Source organism: Streptomyces sp. NPDC059002, from assembly GCF_042740435.1.
Lineage (GTDB): Bacteria > Actinomycetota > Actinomycetes > Streptomycetales > Streptomycetaceae > Streptomyces.
The window spans coordinates 1-16,487 of record NZ_JBHYJI010000017.1; the positions used below are offsets into that span (position 1 = coordinate 1).

Genomic DNA, 16,487 nt, shown 5'->3' on the forward strand with positions numbered 1-16,487 from the left:
CCCGGCGGGGGAGTCCGGCCGCCGTGGGCGTATCCGCGGAGCGGATCAGTCGCGCCGCCCGCGCACCGCGGCGAGCACCAGCACGCCGAGCCCGCACAGCGCGGCGGCGACCCCGCCGTACAGCATGGTCGACGAGTCGCTGCCGGTCGCGGCGAGCTGACCGCGCGGGTGCTCGCCCCGCGACCCGGGCTCCTGCGGGGCGGGCCTGCCCTGCACCCGCTGGGCGAGGATCGCCGTGGTGCACGGGTCGTCGCCGCCGCGCGTCGACTTCGCGCAGTTGCTGCCGGGCGCCGTCACCGTGATGACGGTGACCTCGCCCGGGGTGCAGGACACCGTCACCTTCTGGGTGATGGTGACCTTGCCCTTGGCGGGCACGGTGCCCCGCCACACGTACGTCGAGCCCTGCTTGGTGACCGTCCCGGAGCTTGCGACGGGCGTCGAGCCGGGCTTCACGGGCCAGGACGCCGTGGCGCCGATGCGCGGGTCGTCCGACGTGTTCGTGAGGGTGATGGTGTTGGTGGTCGAGCCGCACGCGGGGACGACCCTGCGGACGGGCTGGCTGACCACGGTGATCGGCGGCTCGGGGTAGTCGATGACCGGCTCGGACGTGCAGTTCGGGTCGGTGCTGCCCTGGTCGCAGTTGGAGCGCGGGGTCTCCACGTCGACGTTGTTGAGCAGTTTTCCGTCGCCGCTCACCGGGTCGTTGACGGTGACCGAGTAGGTGACGGTCGCGCTCTGTCCCGCGGCGATGTCACCGACGTAGCTGATCTTCGGCTCCTTGTACGAGACGGTGCCGGTGGACGCCTTCGCGTCGTTGTTGTACGTCGCGTCGTCGAGGTTGCCGCTGAGGTCGTCGCTGAACTTGGCGCCGGGGTACGGCAGTTTGCTGATGTTCTTCGCGGTGACCGTGTACGTCAGCTTCTCGCCCGGCTTGACCTTGGCGGGCGACGCGGTCTTGGTGACCTCCAGGTCGGGCACCGGCACGGAGAGCGCGAGCTGCGAGGGGACGTACACGTCGCCGGTGCTGGTGAAGGTCAGCTTGGCCGAGGTGGCGCCCACGGGGATCGCCCCGTCGGGCACCTCGAAGGCCTTGGCGTCGATGCTCAGGTTGTTCTCGTACTTCGGGTTGACCGCGCCGTCGTCCTCGCTGATGAAGAAGTTGTCGGTCTTCCCGGTGTGCGACTCGGTGACGGGCTGGTCGTTGACCAGGAACTGGTCGCCCTTGGTGTTCCAGTCGCCCTCGTACGCCGTGGTGCTGGCGTGGATGTCGCCGTCGGTGCGGTAGAAGCCGTCCACCGGGATGGTGGTGGAGCCGGCCGGGGCCGCCGCCCGCTTGACCGAGCGCTGGATGACGTGGCCGCCCCAGATGTAGACGTTGCGGCGGTCGGGCGCGTACTGGTCGTTGGGCCCGTCGTACTTGTAGACGACGGTCAGCGACCAGCCGCCGACGCAGCCCTGTCCGTTCGGCGCCCAGATGTTGCCGACGGCCACCTCGACGGGGCTGCCGGTCGCCGCGCCCGCGAAGGAGGAGGTGACGTCGGCCTCCGCCGTGTAGTAGTGCGGGCCCTGGGTGGCGTCGGGGGAGCGGACGGCGTTCTCCACGTTCACCGTGGACTGGGCGCCGCCGCCGACCCGGATGACCGGGCGGGTGGTGAGCGGGTCGCCGGGGGCCGGGTCCACGGGCAGGTTGCCGTCGCGGTTGAGGTCGCAGATGGTGCGGACGGTCCTGCCGAAGCGGTGCGTGCCCGCGTTGCCGCCCCAGAACAGCCGCGCGTAGTCGACCTTCGCGCCGGGCGGGATGGTCACCTGGCCGGTGCTGGAGTCGAAGGTGCCGGTGAGCCCGGCGGTGTCGATGCGGTGCTCGATGAAGTTGTTGTTGTTCTTGGTGCCCTTGGCCTGCTGGGTCTCCTTGCAGGCCGCGGCCACGTCGGCCGGGCTCGTCGGGCAGTCGAGGACCGTGTTCCCGATGGTCTTGAAGTCGCCGTACAGCGATTCCTCGTAGCGCTTGGCGAAGGGCTCGATCACCTCCGCGGCGGCGGGCGTCGCGGTCGCGGTGAGCACCCCGGCCGCGAGGGTGGCGGCGGCGACCGTCAGCGCGCCCGCCCGCCGGATGGCTTTTCCTGCATGTCTGACCCACATAAATGGGCAATGTGGGCAAAACGCATGATCGTCGACGGTTACGCCACGCGACGATGCGCATACTCGGCGATATCGGTCATAGGCGGACGCTCCTCCGTGTCCACCGCATACGTCCGCGGCTCGAACCCGTGCTCGCCCCGCTCGAACTGCGTCAGCTCGGGACGTACGAGATGGCCGCGCGCGAGCCGCAGCTGCGCCGTCCGGTAGATCGCCGCCGCCATCCGCCCGAGCGCCTGCCCGTCCTGGTGCCGGTGCCTGCGCACCCCGACGTCCACCTGCGCGAGGGCGTCGAGGCCCACCGTGTGCAGCGCGTCGACGAGCAGACCGAGCTCCACGCCGTACCCGACGGGGAACGGCAGCTGTTCGAGGAGCGATCTGCGGGCCGCGTACTCGCCGCCCAACGGCTGCACGAAACCCGCGAGTTGGGGCCAGTGCATGTTCAGGAGCGGGCGCGCCATCAGCTCGGTCACCCGGCCGCCCTGACCCGCCGTCCTGCCGGAGGCGGGCGAATCGAACTCGGCGCCCAGCGGCCGGTCGTACATCGCCTTCACGAAGGCCACGTCCGGATCGGTGAGCAGCGGGCCCACGATCCCCGAGACGAAGTCCGCGGAGAACTCCTTCAGGTCCGCGTCGACGAACGCCACGATGTCGCCGTGCGTGACCAGGAGCGAACGCCACAGGACCTCGCCCTTGCCCGGCACCGCGGGGATGCGCGGCAGGATCTCGTCCCGGTGCACCACCCTGGCGCCCGCGTCCGCCGCGACCTCGGCCGTACGGTCCGCGGAACCGGAGTCGACCACCACCAGCTCGTCGACCAGCGGGACCCCCTCGATCAGCTCGCGGCGGATCTCGGCGACGATCGCGCCGACCGTCTCCTCCTCGTCGAGTGCGGGCAGCACGACGCTCACCGAGACGCCGGACGCACGCTTGGCGGCGACGAGCCGGTCCAGCGGGCGGTCGGCGACGGACCAGGAACGCCTGCTCAGCCAGTGCTCGACCTCTTCCAGCACGGTCAGGGTCCTCCCATATGTGATCCATCTCGCGGTTCGGACGACTATCTCAAGGGTCCGGGGCTTCGGTTACAGTCTTGAACAACGCCGGTGACCATCGCATGTCGGGGTCGCCGCCGCGTCGAGATCAACAACTGAAACCCACAATCGAATACCGCTCATCCAGAGGGGCAGAGGGATACGGCCCGTTGAAGCCCCGGCAACCCTCCCGCCGACCGCGAGGTCACGGTGGGGAAGGTGCCAATTCCGTCTCGCGGCGAGATGCGTCGCGAGGAAGATGAGGAGAAAGGGCCTCGCCTCCATGGCTGTGCAGACTGTCGCCGCCGAAAGCACCACCGCCCCCGTCGACCTCGGACCGGCCTCGGGCCTCTCCTGCCGCGAGTGCGGCACCAGGTTCCCGCTCGGACCGATCTTCGCCTGCGCCGAGTGTTTCGGCCCCCTCGAAGTCGCCTACGACCTGCCGCTCGGCGACCCGGAAGCGCTCCGCAAGCGCATCGAAGCGGGCCCCGCCAACATCTGGCGCTACGCCCCGCTGCTCCCCGTCCCCGCCGACGTCGCCGACAAGCCAAACCTCAACCCCGGCTGGACCAAGCTCGTCAAGGCCGACAACCTCGCCGCCGAACTCGGCGTCCAGCAGGGCAAGTTGTTCGTCAAGGACGACTCCGGCAACCCCACGCACTCCTTCAAGGACCGGGTCGTCGCGCAGGCACTCGAAGCGGCGCGCGCCTTCGGCTTCACCACGCTGTCCTGCTCCTCCACCGGCAACCTCGCCGGTGCCGTGGGCGCCGCGGCCGCCCGCGCCGGCTTCCGCTCCTGCGTGTTCATCCCGCACGACCTGGAGCAGGGCAAGGTCGTCATGGCCGCGGTCTACGGCGGTGAACTCGTCGGCATCGAGGGCAACTACGACGACGTGAACCGCTTCTGCTCCGAGCTCATCGGCGACCCGCTGGGCGAGGGCTGGGGCTTCGTCAACGTCAACCTGCGGCCCTACTACGGCGAGGGCTCCAAGACCCTCGCGTACGAGATCTGCGAGCAGCTCGGCTGGGTCCTGCCCGACCAGCTGGTCATCCCGATCGCCTCCGGATCCCAGCTCACGAAGATCGACAAGGGTCTCAAGGAGCTGATCGCGCTCGGTCTCGTCGAGGACAAGCCCTACAAGATCTTCGGCGCCCAGGCCGAGGGCTGCTCGCCGGTGTCCGCGGCGTTCAAGGCGGGGCACGACGTCGTACGGCCCCAGAAGCCGAACACCATCGCCAAGTCCCTTGCGATCGGCAACCCCGCGGATGGTCCTTACGTTCTCGACATCGCCCGGCGCACGGGTGGTGCGGTGGAGGACGTGAATGACGAGCAGGTCGTCGACGCGATCAAGCTTCTTGCCCGGACCGAGGGGATCTTCGCGGAGACCGCGGGCGGGGTGACGGTGGGTGTCACCAAGAAGCTGGTCGAGGCGGGGCTCATCGATCCGTCCCTGACCACGGTGGTCCTCAACACCGGGGACGGTCTGAAGACGCTCGACGCCGTCGCTGAGACGTCGCAGGCCACCGCCACCATCAAGCCCAGCCTGGATGCGTTCCGCGCCGCGGGTCTGGCCAGCTGACTTCCCCTGCGGGCCGGTCGTGGCTGGTCGCGCCCACGCGGCGGAGCCGCATATCGAAACAGCCCCGCGCCCCTGACGGGGCCTACCTTGAGGTGAATCCCATGAGCGTCAACGTCCGCATCCCCACCATTCTTCGCACCTACACCGACGGCAAGGCCGAGGTCGCCGCCGAGGGGGCCACCCTGGGTGAGGTCATCGCCGATCTGGAGCAGAAGCACACCGGTATCGCGGCCCGGGTCCTGGATGATCAGGGCAAGCTGCGTCGTTTCGTGAATGTGTACGTGAATGACGACGACGTCCGTTTTGAGCAGGGCCTCGAGACGGCCACTCCGGACGGTGCCGGGGTGTCGATCATTCCCGCGGTCGCCGGAGGCTGATCTTCCGCAAGGAAGTGCCCGCAGCGTTCAACCGAATTGCCCCCTCCGTGAGAGAAACGGAGGGGGCAATTCTGCATGGTTGAGCGCGGTACAGTTGGGAAGAGAGCTTCGCCGTTAGTGCCGAGCGCATATACGAAGTCGGCCCGGAGCCGACAAGAAGTAGCCAAAGTGTGCTGCCCATTTGGGCCCTTTGTGGCATATGTCGGGCCCGACTTGCCCTGTCTTCGGGCAGAATCTCCGCTTATTTCCGATCGCGCGTGCCCAGAATTCTCGTCCGATTGACCTGTTGCAGACGGCAGTTGGACAGATACATTCAGCCGCGGTCGACGCGTTCCGGCGCACACCCCCATCTCCAATGGGTGGTGGAGGTCTGACCCGGGTCCGCGAAGTGCGGTCCTGTGCAAGGGCCAGTAATAGGGGAGTTAGGCATGGCTCAGGGCACCGTCAAGTGGTTCAACGCGGAGAAGGGGTACGGCTTCATCGCGGTCGACGGTGGTGCGGATGTTTTCGTCCACTACAGCGCGATCCAGATGGACGGCTACCGCACCCTGGAAGAAGGTCAGCGAGTCGAGTTCGAGATCTCGCAGGGCCAGAAGGGTCCGCAGGCGGACATGGTCAAGCTCGCCGTCTAGCTCGGCGCGATCGGCCACCGACGCAAGCATCGCGAGGGGCCCGTATCCCGACAGGGGTACGGGCCCCTCGTGTGTGCGGGGGCGTCCGCGCGGGCAGCTCTGAGGCTGTCCGGGATCCGTAAGAGGCGCTTGCACTCGCAGGGGTCGAGTGCTAATCATTGGGCTTAGCACTCTACGAGTGAGAGTGACAGAACTTGGATCGGGCCGGTGAGGTCCGCAGACCGGGTGGGGCAAGGAACCACAAGGGCTGCAGGCCGTCCGTCGCGGGCACCAGTGCGGTCCGGATTTTCCACCCCTGTCCGGGAGGACCACTTCACATGGCCAAGATCATCGCGTTCGACGAGGAGGCACGGCGCGGCCTCGAGCGCGGCATGAACCAGCTCGCCGACGCCGTCAAGGTGACCCTGGGCCCCAAGGGTCGCAACGTCGTCCTCGAGAAGAAGTGGGGCGCCCCCACGATCACCAACGATGGTGTCTCCATCGCCAAGGAGATCGAACTCGAGGACCCGTACGAGAAGATCGGCGCCGAGCTGGTCAAGGAGGTCGCGAAGAAGACGGACGACGTCGCCGGTGACGGCACGACGACCGCGACCGTCCTGGCCCAGGCCCTGGTGCGCGAGGGTCTGCGCAACGTGGCCGCCGGTGCCAACCCGATGGCTCTGAAGCGCGGCATCGAGAAGGCCGTCGAGGCCGTCTCGGGCGCCCTGCTCGAGCAGGCGAAGGATGTCGAGACCAAGGAGCAGATCGCTTCGACGGCCTCCATCTCCGCCGCCGACACCCAGATCGGCGAGCTCATCGCCGAGGCCATGGACAAGGTCGGCAAGGAAGGCGTCATCACCGTCGAGGAGTCGCAGACCTTCGGTCTCGAGCTTGAGCTCACCGAGGGCATGCGCTTCGACAAGGGCTACATCTCGGCGTACTTCGCGACCGACATGGAGCGCATGGAGGCGGCCCTGGATGACCCGTACATCCTGATCGTCAACTCCAAGATCTCCAACGTGAAGGACCTCCTTCCGCTCCTGGAGAAGGTCATGCAGTCGGGCAAGCCGCTGCTGATCATCGCCGAGGACGTCGAGGGCGAGGCCCTGTCCACGCTGGTCGTCAACAAGATCCGTGGCACCTTCAAGTCCGTCGCCGTCAAGGCCCCGGGCTTCGGTGACCGCCGCAAGGCCATGCTCGGCGACATCGCCATCCTCACCGGTGGCACCGTCATCTCCGAGGAGGTCGGCCTCAAGCTGGAGAACGCCGGTCTCGACCTGCTCGGCCGCGCCCGCAAGGTCGTCATCACCAAGGACGAGACGACCATCGTCGACGGCGCCGGTGACAGCGACCAGGTCCAGGGCCGCGTCAACCAGATCCGCGCCGAGATCGAGAACTCGGACAGCGACTACGACCGCGAGAAGCTGCAGGAGCGCCTGGCGAAGCTCGCCGGCGGTGTTGCGGTCATCAAGGCCGGTGCCGCGACCGAGGTCGAGCTCAAGGAGCGCAAGCACCGCATCGAGGACGCCGTTCGCAACGCGAAGGCGGCCGTCGAGGAGGGCATCGTCGCCGGTGGTGGCGTGGCCCTGCTGCAGGCCTCCCAGGTGTTCGAGAAGCTGGAGCTCGAGGGCGACGAGGCCACCGGCGCCGCCGCTGTGAAGCTGGCCCTGGAGGCCCCGCTGAAGCAGATCGCCGTCAACGCCGGCCTCGAGGGTGGTGTCGTCGTCGAGAAGGTGCGCAACCTGACCGTCGGCCACGGCCTGAACGCCGCGTCCGGTGAGTACGTCGACATGATCGCCGAGGGCATCCTCGACCCGGCGAAGGTGACGCGCTCTGCCCTGCAGAACGCCGCCTCCATCGCCGCGCTGTTCCTCACCACCGAGGCCGTCATCGCCGACAAGCCGGAGAAGGCCGCCGCGGGCGCCGCTCCGGGCGGCATGCCGGGCGGTGACATGGACTTCTGATCCCTCGCGGATCGGCTGTCCTGAGCGCGTAGCTCGTACGAAGGGGCGGCACTCTCCTCGCGGAGGGTGCCGCCCCTTCGGCGTGTGCGCATGCCTATGAGCCGGCGTGCCTTTGCTCACCGTTTACCAAGGACTTAAGTCCCTGGCCCGGGTCTTTTGTCCCGGGTGAGACTTTTGCCCGTGAACTCCCTGGACTCCCTCATCCTGCAAGTGAACGACCGCTTGTGGACGTACCTCCTGATCCCGCTCGTCGTCGGCGCGGGCATCTGGTTCACCGTGCGGTCCAGGGCCGTGCAGCTGCGGCTGCTCCCCGAGATGTTCCGCGTGGTGCGCGAGAAGACGCCCGCGCGGGCCGACGGCCGCAAGCAGGTGTCGTCGTTCGGCGCGTTCACCATCTCCGCGGCCGCCCGCGTCGGCACCGGCAACATCGCCGGTGTCGCCACCGCCATCACGCTCGGCGGGGCGGGCGCCGTGTTCTGGATGTGGGTGATGGCGATCATCGGCGCCGCGTCCGCGTTCGTCGAATCCGCCCTCGCGCAGCTCTACAAGGTGCGCAACGCGAGCGGCGCCTACCGGGGCGGGCCCGCGTACTACATGCAGCGCGCGCTCGGGAAGCGCTGGCTCGGCGTCCTCTTCGCCGTCACCATCACCGTGACGTTCGGCTTCGTCTTCAACGCCGTGCAGTCCAACACCATCACCTCCGTCGCCACCGGATCCATGGGCGCCGGGGAGGCGGAGTGGTTCGCGCCGCTGGTGGGCCTGCTGCTCGCCGCGCTGCTCGGCCTCGCCGTCTTCGGCGGCGTACGCAGGATCAGCTCGGTCACCACCGTGCTGGTGCCCGTGATGGCCGTCATCTACCTGCTGCTCGGCACGGCCGTCGTACTCCTCAACATCGCTGATGTGCCGCGGGTGTTCGCCGACATCGTGGGCGGCGCCTTCGGAGTGCGCGAGCTGGCCGCGGGCGGCATCGGCGCCGCGATCCAGCAGGGCATCAGGCGCGGCATGTTCTCCAACGAGGCGGGCCTCGGCTCCGCGCCCAACGCGGGCGCCACCGCCGAGGTCTCGCACCCCGTCAAGCAGGGCCTCGTGCAGTCCCTCGGCGTCTTCTTCGACACCCTGCTCGTCTGCTCGATGACCGCCTTCATCATCCTGACCGCCAACCCGGAGCTGTCCGGGCGGCAGGGCGCGGACCTCACGCAGACCACGATGACGGACAGCCTGGGCGGCTGGGCCGGGCACGTGCTGACCGCCGTGGTCTTCCTGCTCGCCTTCAGCTCGATGATCGGCAACTACTACTACGGCGAGTCCAACATCCAGTTCATGACGCGCAGGCGCTGGGTGCTTCCGTCGTACCGCTTCCTGGTGCTCGGCACCGTCTTCCTCGGCGCGCTCGGCTCGGTCAGCGTGGTGTGGAACCTCGCGGACGTCTTCATGGGCTTCATGGCACTGGTGAACCTGCTCGCCATCATCCCGCTGTCGACGATCGCCTTCCGGCTCCTCGACGACTATCTGGCACAGCGCCGCGCGGGCCTGGACCCGGTGTTCACCCGGGACCGGATGCCGGGCCTGCGGGGCGTGCAGTGCTGGGAGCCGGACCGCTCCGGTGCGGAGAGGACCGGCTCCGGAGTCAGGTAGCTACGGCAGCCGGTCCAGGATCCAGGTGCAGAGTTCCTCGGTGATCAGGGTGTGGCCCTCGTTCTGCGAGGCGCACAGATACTCGTCGAGTTCGCTCTTCTCGGAGTCCGCGAACGGCTCGTAGAGCTTCTCGTGGGTGTCGATGTCGCGCAGGGCGACCGCGCTGGCCGTCGGCACGAAGCAGTGCGCGCGTTCATCGGCCGTCGAGCCGAGGCCGATGAACGCGGGGATCTTGTTCAGCTCGTCGGCGAGGATCCCGAAGCCCTCCAGGGTGCCGCCGGGGGCGCCGTCGATCTCGGGCAGGCCCGAGGTGCGGATGCGCGGCTTGCGCAGGGTCACCACCCGCAACTGCGCGACGAGTTGGTCCTCGCCCGCGGGCTGGGTGTAGAGGTGGGTGCCGGTGATGGCGAGGCCCCTGCCGTGGAAGGCGCGCTCACCGGGCGCGATGCCGTTGCCCTCGCCGCTCCGTACGCCGTTGGCCACGCCGATCTTCTTCGGCTTGGCGGGCCAGCCGCCGACCCGCTCCAACTCCGCGAGGAACGTGCCGCGTTCCTTGTCCGTCTCGGGGCTGTCCCCCCACTCCGCGATGTGCTGCCACAGGAGCTGGCGCGCGGCCGGGCTGTTCATCTGGTTCGAGAAGGCCGAGTTGAGGCGCCGGATGTAGTGGGCGAACGACTGCAGGGCGATCGGGATCCAGGCGCCGCGGTGCGGGCTGTCGTAGGAGAAGTACAGCTTGGTCTCGTGGTTCTCGTCGTCGTGCTCCATCTTGGCCAGCGCGTACCGCGTGACGAGCCCGCCCATGCTGAACCCGCCCACGACCAGCGGGTGCTGGCCCTTCCGCCGCGCGATCGCCTCCAGGATCGCGGCACGCGCGACATGGGCGTTGTCCAGGATCGAGGCACTCCGCTCGTCGAAGCCGAGCAGGACGACGTCGCGGCCGCGGGCCCGCAGCTCACTGATCAACGGGTACGGGCCGCGCTCCAGTACCTCCCAGGAGAAGTCCAGTTCACTGGGCCCGCTGTTGAACCCGTCGCTCAGGATGACAGGACGGGTCAGCCCCTGCTTGGCATCCGCGAGATACACCCAGGCCGTGCCGCCCGGCAGCGTCCACTCGTCGTCCGGCTCCGGCGCGGCCTCGGTGATCTCGCGGGGTCCTGGCGCGAGCGTGACATGCGCGGCGGACCGCCACGCCTCCGAGATCTGCTGCTCGGTGGGCTCATAGGGCTCGGTGTGCTCATTGCGCTCGGTCATGAAGGGTCCCCTCCGGTCGTGCCGCTGCGGTGATCCCCGCGTGGCCCTGACGTTCGGTGCCATCTTTGGTACGTCAGGTAGCCGCCGACAGACGGCCGCGGCAATCCGCGCGGGTGCCAGGGGCCTTTCGGACAGGGCGACTTCGGCCGGTTCCGGGTGTGACGCGTGGGGCGGTGGCGCCTTGGCCAGTGGCGTCTCGGCGGCCGCGGCGCCGCCGCGGGCGCGGGCCGATGGCGCGTCGGCCATCGGGCCGCCCGGACCGTTCGGCACCGGTCCGCCCCGGGGCGGGAAGTATGTCGCGAAGACGACCGGGAGGGTGGGGTCAGTCGGAGTAGTCCTTGAGTTCTTCGGTGTCCAGAGCGATGCCGACAGGGTCGGGGAGTGCGACGGTTGCGCCGTACGGGTACGAGGGCTGCTGCTGGTACGTCCCGCCCTTCGGCTCGCTGTACACAGTGAGTGTGCTGCTGTCCCGGTCGATGAGGAGGTAGACGGGGATACCGGCCTCCGCGTACCCGAGCGGCTTGTCGACGCGGTCCCGGCGATCGGTGTCGGCATCGTGGGAGGTGATCTCTACGGCCATGAGGACACCGCTGTCTGTGGCCGACCACTCTCCATGGCCCTTGAAGTGCCCGCGAGGCGCTAGAGCCCCGTCTGTCCGGGCACGCCCCTTGCGGTACTTCTCGACCTTGAGGCCGCGCTCGGGCATGAGGTTCAGGTCGGGGCGTTGCTGCATGCACTGACGCATCAGCCACATGAAGATCTCGCCGTGGTTGCCGTCAGGCATGGCCTTGACCTCTAGCCTTCCGTTGATGAACTCCAGCCTCACGGTCTCCGGGGCATGGCGCTCGATCTCCTCGAAGTCCTCGACGGACATCTGCGGGCGCTCTTCGGTGCTGGGGGTCATGGCGTCGCCTCCTCCCCTACATCGTGCCCCGCTTCTGGGGCGGACGGGCTGAACCGTCATGTGTGGCTCCTTGCAGGAGTACGGACCGCAGCGGCACGGACTCGTGCCGCGTGGGCGCGGACCTCGGTGGGTTCCGGAGCCGTGCGGTGACGCACGGATTCGCCACGGCACTCGCCGCACGTGCCGCCAGGCAGGGCCTCGGGGCGGCCGGGGGCGCCGCACGTCCCGCACTCCAGTACGCGGAGTGCGGCGCGCGGCGCGGGCTCAGGCGGGAGCTTCGTGGTCAGGCGGCTGCGTACGAGGGCTGCCGGGCGGTGGACGACGGGCGGAAGCCCGGCGGTGAGCGCGTGCAGGAGGTCCGCTTCCGTGGCGCCCCGGTCGAACCAGCGGGCGGCGTCCGGCGCGAGCGCCGCGCAGTCGGCCTCGGAGAGGGAGAGTGCGGGGGCCGTCCGGCCGAGGGCTGCCAGGAGGATGAACGCGCGGCTTCGGGTGGGGTGTTGGGGTGCGCTCGTATGTGGTTCCGGGACGTCACCCCGTGTGAAGGTCGCCCACCAGATGTCGTCCCGCGCGGTGCGGGAGAACCACGTTCGGGTGATCCAGTGGGCGCTGCCCGTTCCCCGCACGTGTTCCCTGCCGCGCCGCAGATGGCCCGCCGCCTGGAGCCTGTTGAGGGCGGTCCGGAGTGCGCACTGGCCGTACGGGAGGTGCTTGGCCAGTGTCTTCACGGAGATGTCCGTGCCGTCGGGGAGCCGGTCGAGGTAGGCGGCGATTGCCGCTTCGCGGGGTGGTAGGTGGGTGAAGTCGCGTGCCTTACGGGGGCGTTGATCGGGTGCGGATCGCTTTCCGTAACCCGGATTGGCCATCGGGTGCGGGGCTACGTGCGCAGGGCGGGAGGCGGTACTAAGCTTGGCGTCAGCCATGGGATCGCTCGCTTCGATCTTGGTGGTCAAGCCCCCGCAGGTGTTGGTAGCACCTGACGGGGGCTGTTCTGTTCGTTATGCGGGCACGCTAGAGCTTCGTCACGTTGCGTGGCAAGTCGAACGCTGAAAGTGGTCGGCTGTGCCAACTCCCAGGGAGGGAGGGCGGGTTGAGGCCCGCCTCCCGTTCCTTGGAGAGAGGGCTCGGGGCTCGGGGCTTGAGCTCCGGGGTGGCCGGTTGTCAGTTGGCCTTGAGGTCCGTGATGAAGGCGGACCAGGCGGTGGCCCGGAACACGAGCTTCGGGCCGGTGGGGTTCTTGGAGTCGCGGACGGGGACGAGGTTCGGGTGGCCGTCGGCTACTTCGAGGCAGTCGCCGCCGCTCGCTCCGCTGTGGGTGGACTTCCGCCAGCGGGCGACCTCCAGGCAGTTGCCGCCACTTGCATCGCTGTGCGTCGACTTCTGCCAAATGGTGGTATCGAGGTCGTAGTCAGGGCTGGTGCTCTTCATGCGCGTAATCCTCTGCCACTGATTCGATCAGGGCCAGGGATTCTCGGGGTGGGAGTGCGTTGGCCCCGAGTAAATCGTAAGCGAGTTCGTATTGGGCAACGCTTGCGGGATCGTCCTCAAGTCGCCCTGTCCTGAAGCCTTGCAGGTAAGCGAGAGGCGCTGCATCTGTGCAGGACATCAGCTTCAGTGAGCCTTCCATGGCCATGTGGCCCCCGGCCGCGAAGGTGAGTACCTGCACGATGACTCGGCGTCTGCGCCCCAGCGCCGCCACGTGCCGGAGCGCCTCCGCCATGACGGCAGGCCCTCCCACTTGGCGCCGGATCACCGCTTCGTCAAGGACCGTCCACAACAAGGGGGTTGTTGGGTCGTCGAGCAGGTGGGCTCGTTCCAGTCGGGCGGCGACCAGCTCGTCGATCTCGTCGTCCGGCGCGGTGGGGCGACCGTCGCGGAACACCGCCCTCGCGTACTCGCGGGTCTGCAACAGCCCCGGGATCAGCTGAGGCGCGTACTCCCTAATGGCCGTCGCCACGGCCTCCGCCTCGGCCGCCTCCGCGAAGTGGTCCGGGTACTTGGACTTGGCGAGAGCCCGGCAGTTGCGGGTGAAGAAGCCCCCCATGTCAAACGTCTCGTCGAAGTGCGCCGCGTACTCCAGGTGCATCCGGCGCGTACCCGCCTCCAGTTGGCCGATGAACGATCCGCTGACGAACAGCGGCGCGCCCAGCGCCTCCTGGCTGAGGCCCGCCCGCTCGCGGGCATGGCGCAGCTCGGCGCCCAGCAGCGCGCGGGGGTTGGAGGACGGGTCGAGGTCCTTGGGGCGGGTCATGGGCAACTCCTCCGCCGAACACGGGAGTCTGTTGGGTCACCTGCGCTTCTCAGGCTACGCACGCACGAACACTCTGGGTGAGGAAACAGGAACACTCAGTGTGAAAGGCAGAGCTCATGGCGCTGACGACGGAGGAGCGGGTGCGGGCGGCGGAGGAGGCCGTACGGCAGTTGAGAGCGGGCCTGGAACGGGCCGGGATCACGCTGCCGTCGCTGCGCGTGGACCCGCTGACCGCCGCGGGCGAAGGGGCGCTCCCGCTGGTCGAGTTGGGGCGCTGCAACCTCGACACGGCGATGCGTCTCGCCGCCGTACTGGAGGGTGCGCGGTGAACACCGAGGAAGATCCGCGGGTGCCGGAGGCGGGGACGTACGCCGTCGACTACCGGGACGGCAGCGTCGGGCAGGTCATGGGCTGCGAGGGCGGACTCGTGCAGCTCAGGCCGATCGGCGGGGGCAGGGAGTGGGACTGCCCGCCGGGGTCGGTGGGGGAGGCGCCGACGGGGGACGTGCTGCGGGAGCGGGTGCGGCAGGTCAATCGGGAGGGGCGGTTGCCGTGAACCGGGGTGTGTGCGGCGGGTGTTGAGCGTTCGGGCTGACCGCGTACCGGCGCTCGCCTGAGCCGTGGCCGGAAAGGTCGTCCAGGGCGCGGCATCGGATGCGTACGATCCCGGGATGGTGGGATTACTGCTGTTCCTGGTGGTGCTGGTCGCGGCGATCGTGGCCTTGGGGCTCTTCGGGTACGGGTGTGGGGCGGTGACGCGGCGGGGTCCCGCCGTGCGTGCGGTCGCCGCGCTGCTGGGGGCGGTCGCGGCGGCGGCGTACGCGCTGGGTGGGGTCTGTCTGGGGCTCACGGTGCTCGACGCCACGGACGGCGGCGCGGACTCGGCGCCGATGCGGCCGTGCCGGGTGGCGGGGCCCGAGCGAGCGAACCATGTCGTGGACTATGAGGTCGAGTTCGTGCCGTTGGGCTTCACGTGCGTGGTCGAGGACAGTGGGGGCGAAGACTACGGCGTGGGCGACGAGGCTGTTCCGCATGAGCTCAACCTGGTCGCCTTCGGGAGTGGCGCGGCGGCCGTGGGGGCCGGGCTGGCGGGGGCGTACGCGAAGCGGCGGCGTGCGGGTGTGCGGGCGGGCTCGAGTGAGTGAAGCGGCACCCCGGTACAGGGTGAGTTCTGTACCGGGGTGCCGCCTGGCCGGGGGTGTTGGTCAGGCCGTTGCCGGTTGCTTTTCGGGGGGCGGAGTGGTGGCCGGGGCGTCGGACGGGGCCGGGGACGGGGACGGGGCCGTGTCCGTGTTCAGTTCCAGGAGCATTTGCTTGCTGAAGCCGAAGAAGTACGTCGCGAAGAAGCCGACCAGGTAGCCGACGAGGAGGCCGCCGCCGTAGATCGCGACGGTGAGGCCGAGGCCCTTGTTGCCGTCGAGGAGGGGGAAGAGGGCCCAGCCGGAGGGGCCGATGGCCGTGGAGCCGACCTTGTCGCCGATCATCGAGAAGAAGCCGACGAACGCGCCGCCCGCCGCGCCGCCCACGCACGCCGTGATGAAGGGGCGGCCGAGGGGGAGCGAGACGCCGTAGATGAGGGGTTCGCCGACGCCGAGGAAGCCCGCGGGGAGCGCCGACTTGATGGTGGTGCGGATCGAGGTGTTGTGCTTCAGGCGCTTGAACACCGCGATCGCGCAGCCCACTTGGCCCGCGCCCGCCATCGCCAGGATGGGGAGCAGGACGGTGTAGCCCTGCTGTTCGATGAGCGTGGTGTGGATGGGGATCAGGGCCTGGTGCAGGCCCAGCATGACCAGGGGCAGGAAGAGCCCGCCGAGGACGAGGCCCGCGAACGCGCCCGTGTTGTCCAGGAGCCAGTTGGCCGCCGTGCCGATGCCCGTCGACACCTCGCCCGCGAGGAACATCAGGCCGAAGATCGTGACGAGGCCGGAGAGCAGGACCGTGAGGGTGGGTGTCACGAGGACGTCCAGCGCCTCCGGGACCCACTTCCTGCACCACTTCTCGATGTACGTGGCGAGGACCGCGGCGCCGAGCGCGCCGAGGACACCGCCCTGGCCGGGGGAGAGCTTCTGGCCGAACGCCTCGATGTTCGCCACGCCCGCGTACACGATGATCGCCGCGACCGCGCCGCCCAGGATCGGCGTACCGCCGAACTCCTTCGCCGTGTTGAAGCCGACGAACACCGCGATCAGCGCCATGAATCCGGAGGCGATCGCCGCCAGGGCGGGGGTGATCGCCGGGAGCCATTCCAGGTTGATCAGGAGGCCGTTGATGCCCGCGATGATGCCGCAGCCGATCAGGGCGGGGATGAGGGGGACGAAGATGTTCGCGATGCGGCGCAGGAAGAGTTTGAAGGGGGTGGCGTTCTTCGCCTTGCGGGCTTCCTTCATCGCGGCGCCCTGCTCCGCCAACTCCTCGGCGGTCAGGGCGTGTTCGGCGGGTGCCTCGGCGCGGCCCTCCGTCACCATGGCCTCGAACTCCGGGGTGACCCGGGCGACCGTGCCCGGGCCGAGCACGATCTGGTAGGTGTCGTCCTCGACCACGCCCATGACGGCGGGCAGTGCCTTCAGTGCCTCGTCCTGGACCAGGGAACGGTCGGCGAGGCCCAGGCGGAGCCGGGTCATGCAGTGGGCCACGGACGTGATGTTCTGGGCGCCGCCGACGAGGGGGAGGATCGCGGCGGCGGTGGCGCGGTTCTTGTCATCTGGTGCCATGGTGCGGTGCCTTGCTGTGCGGTGCCCGGAGGGCGGGGTT

General features: G+C 69.1%; 16 protein-coding genes and 1 riboswitch. Of the genes, 8 read left to right on the forward strand and 8 right to left on the reverse strand.

Annotation, left to right across the window (positions count from 1 at the left end; all coding sequences use genetic code 11):
• Positions 1 to 45: 45 nt before the first annotated feature.
• Together ACFWZ2_RS17530 and ACFWZ2_RS17535 are read right to left on the reverse strand one after the other, a co-directional pair.
• On the reverse strand, positions 46 to 2,139 hold the full coding sequence (locus ACFWZ2_RS17530; RefSeq protein WP_384546495.1) for a hypothetical protein: 2,094 nt from the start codon (positions 2,137 to 2,139) through the stop codon (positions 46 to 48).
• A 38-nt stretch (positions 2,140 to 2,177) separates the two neighbouring features.
• Positions 2,178 to 3,149, reverse strand: a complete 972-nt coding sequence (locus ACFWZ2_RS17535; protein ID WP_384546497.1) for a glucosyl-3-phosphoglycerate synthase — start codon at positions 3,147 to 3,149, stop codon at positions 2,178 to 2,180.
• A gap of 155 nt (positions 3,150 to 3,304) precedes the next feature.
• Positions 3,305 to 3,433, forward strand: a riboswitch (SAM riboswitch).
• A 17-nt stretch (positions 3,434 to 3,450) separates the two neighbouring features.
• On the opposite strand from ACFWZ2_RS17535, the gene thrC reads away from it, so the two are divergent.
• The 5 genes from thrC (at position 3,451) to ACFWZ2_RS17560 (ending at position 9,333) form a co-directional block, all read left to right on the forward strand.
• Entirely contained in the window at positions 3,451 to 4,746 is a 1,296-nt protein-coding gene (thrC, locus tag ACFWZ2_RS17540; RefSeq protein WP_384546499.1) for a threonine synthase, read from the forward strand.
• A 101-nt stretch (positions 4,747 to 4,847) separates the two neighbouring features.
• Entirely contained in the window at positions 4,848 to 5,123 is a 276-nt protein-coding gene (locus ACFWZ2_RS17545) for a ubiquitin-like small modifier protein 1 (RefSeq protein WP_384546501.1), read from the forward strand.
• 428 nt (positions 5,124 to 5,551) lie between these two features.
• Complete coding sequence (locus ACFWZ2_RS17550) at positions 5,552 to 5,755, forward strand: cold-shock protein (protein WP_005315736.1); 204 nt, start codon at positions 5,552 to 5,554, stop codon at positions 5,753 to 5,755.
• 317 nt (positions 5,756 to 6,072) lie between these two features.
• Positions 6,073 to 7,698 (forward strand): chaperonin GroEL, encoded by a 1,626-nt coding sequence (gene groL / locus ACFWZ2_RS17555; protein WP_363269784.1) that lies wholly within the window; start codon positions 6,073 to 6,075, stop codon positions 7,696 to 7,698.
• 180 nt (positions 7,699 to 7,878) lie between these two features.
• A complete protein-coding gene (locus ACFWZ2_RS17560; RefSeq protein WP_384546503.1) occupies positions 7,879 to 9,333 on the forward strand; it encodes an alanine/glycine:cation symporter family protein in 1,455 nt (484 codons plus the stop codon).
• Here the strand turns inward: ACFWZ2_RS17560 and ACFWZ2_RS17565 are convergent, their stop codons facing one another.
• The 5 genes from ACFWZ2_RS17565 to ACFWZ2_RS17585 all read right to left on the reverse strand — a co-directional run bounded on the left by ACFWZ2_RS17565 (position 9,334) and on the right by ACFWZ2_RS17585 (position 13,736).
• Positions 9,334 to 10,584: an esterase/lipase family protein gene (locus tag ACFWZ2_RS17565; RefSeq protein WP_384546505.1), complete on the reverse strand. Its 1,251-nt coding sequence runs from the start codon at positions 10,582 to 10,584 to the stop codon at positions 9,334 to 9,336.
• Between the two features lie 322 nt (positions 10,585 to 10,906).
• Positions 10,907 to 11,488, reverse strand: a complete 582-nt coding sequence (locus ACFWZ2_RS17570) for a Uma2 family endonuclease (protein WP_384546507.1) — start codon at positions 11,486 to 11,488, stop codon at positions 10,907 to 10,909.
• Between the two features lie 56 nt (positions 11,489 to 11,544).
• Entirely contained in the window at positions 11,545 to 12,351 is an 807-nt protein-coding gene (locus tag ACFWZ2_RS17575) for a hypothetical protein (protein WP_384546509.1), read from the reverse strand.
• A 295-nt stretch (positions 12,352 to 12,646) separates the two neighbouring features.
• Positions 12,647 to 12,913, reverse strand: coding sequence for a DUF397 domain-containing protein (locus tag ACFWZ2_RS17580; protein WP_384546511.1), 267 nt, complete (start codon positions 12,911 to 12,913; stop codon positions 12,647 to 12,649).
• Positions 12,894 to 13,736: a Scr1 family TA system antitoxin-like transcriptional regulator gene (locus ACFWZ2_RS17585; RefSeq protein ID WP_384546513.1), complete on the reverse strand. Its 843-nt coding sequence runs from the start codon at positions 13,734 to 13,736 to the stop codon at positions 12,894 to 12,896. Before ACFWZ2_RS17585 ends, ACFWZ2_RS17580 begins: the two co-directional genes overlap by 20 nt.
• A gap of 116 nt (positions 13,737 to 13,852) precedes the next feature.
• Here ACFWZ2_RS17585 and ACFWZ2_RS17590 point away from each other — a divergent pair, with 116 nt between their 5' ends.
• The 3 genes from ACFWZ2_RS17590 (at position 13,853) to ACFWZ2_RS17600 (ending at position 14,881) form a co-directional block, all read left to right on the forward strand.
• On the forward strand, positions 13,853 to 14,065 hold the full coding sequence (locus ACFWZ2_RS17590; protein WP_384546515.1) for a hypothetical protein: 213 nt from the start codon (positions 13,853 to 13,855) through the stop codon (positions 14,063 to 14,065).
• On the forward strand, positions 14,062 to 14,292 hold the full coding sequence (locus tag ACFWZ2_RS17595) for a hypothetical protein (protein ID WP_384546517.1): 231 nt from the start codon (positions 14,062 to 14,064) through the stop codon (positions 14,290 to 14,292). The genes ACFWZ2_RS17590 and ACFWZ2_RS17595 overlap by 4 nt, the downstream gene beginning before the upstream one ends.
• Positions 14,293 to 14,407: 115 nt before the next feature.
• Positions 14,408 to 14,881, forward strand: coding sequence for a hypothetical protein (locus ACFWZ2_RS17600; protein WP_384546519.1), 474 nt, complete (start codon positions 14,408 to 14,410; stop codon positions 14,879 to 14,881).
• 60 nt (positions 14,882 to 14,941) lie between these two features.
• Here the strand turns inward: ACFWZ2_RS17600 and ACFWZ2_RS17605 are convergent, their stop codons facing one another.
• Positions 14,942 to 16,447 carry a PTS transporter subunit EIIC gene (locus tag ACFWZ2_RS17605; protein WP_384546521.1) on the reverse strand — a complete coding sequence of 502 codons (1,506 nt, stop codon included), beginning with the start codon at positions 16,445 to 16,447 and terminating at the stop codon, positions 14,942 to 14,944.
• Positions 16,448 to 16,487: the final 40 nt, after the last annotated feature.

Coding starts and splice junctions, on each gene's coding strand:
- ACFWZ2_RS17530 (WP_384546495.1), bottom strand. CDS start 2,139: ATGTGGGTCAGACATGCAGGAAAAGCCATCCGGCGGGCGGGCGCGCTG.
- thrC (WP_384546499.1), top strand. CDS start 3,451: ATGGCTGTGCAGACTGTCGCCGCCGAAAGCACCACCGCCCCCGTCGAC.
- ACFWZ2_RS17545 (WP_384546501.1), top strand. CDS start 4,848: ATGAGCGTCAACGTCCGCATCCCCACCATTCTTCGCACCTACACCGAC.
- ACFWZ2_RS17550 (WP_005315736.1), top strand. CDS start 5,552: ATGGCTCAGGGCACCGTCAAGTGGTTCAACGCGGAGAAGGGGTACGGC.
- groL (WP_363269784.1), top strand. CDS start 6,073: ATGGCCAAGATCATCGCGTTCGACGAGGAGGCACGGCGCGGCCTCGAG.
- ACFWZ2_RS17565 (WP_384546505.1), bottom strand. CDS start 10,584: ATGACCGAGCGCAATGAGCACACCGAGCCCTATGAGCCCACCGAGCAG.
- ACFWZ2_RS17570 (WP_384546507.1), bottom strand. CDS start 11,488: ATGACCCCCAGCACCGAAGAGCGCCCGCAGATGTCCGTCGAGGACTTC.
- ACFWZ2_RS17575 (WP_384546509.1), bottom strand. CDS start 12,351: ATGGCCAATCCGGGTTACGGAAAGCGATCCGCACCCGATCAACGCCCC.
- ACFWZ2_RS17580 (WP_384546511.1), bottom strand. CDS start 12,913: ATGAAGAGCACCAGCCCTGACTACGACCTCGATACCACCATTTGGCAG.
- ACFWZ2_RS17585 (WP_384546513.1), bottom strand. CDS start 13,736: ATGACCCGCCCCAAGGACCTCGACCCGTCCTCCAACCCCCGCGCGCTG.
- ACFWZ2_RS17590 (WP_384546515.1), top strand. CDS start 13,853: ATGGCGCTGACGACGGAGGAGCGGGTGCGGGCGGCGGAGGAGGCCGTA.
- ACFWZ2_RS17600 (WP_384546519.1), top strand. CDS start 14,408: ATGGTGGGATTACTGCTGTTCCTGGTGGTGCTGGTCGCGGCGATCGTG.
- ACFWZ2_RS17605 (WP_384546521.1), bottom strand. CDS start 16,447: ATGGCACCAGATGACAAGAACCGCGCCACCGCCGCCGCGATCCTCCCC.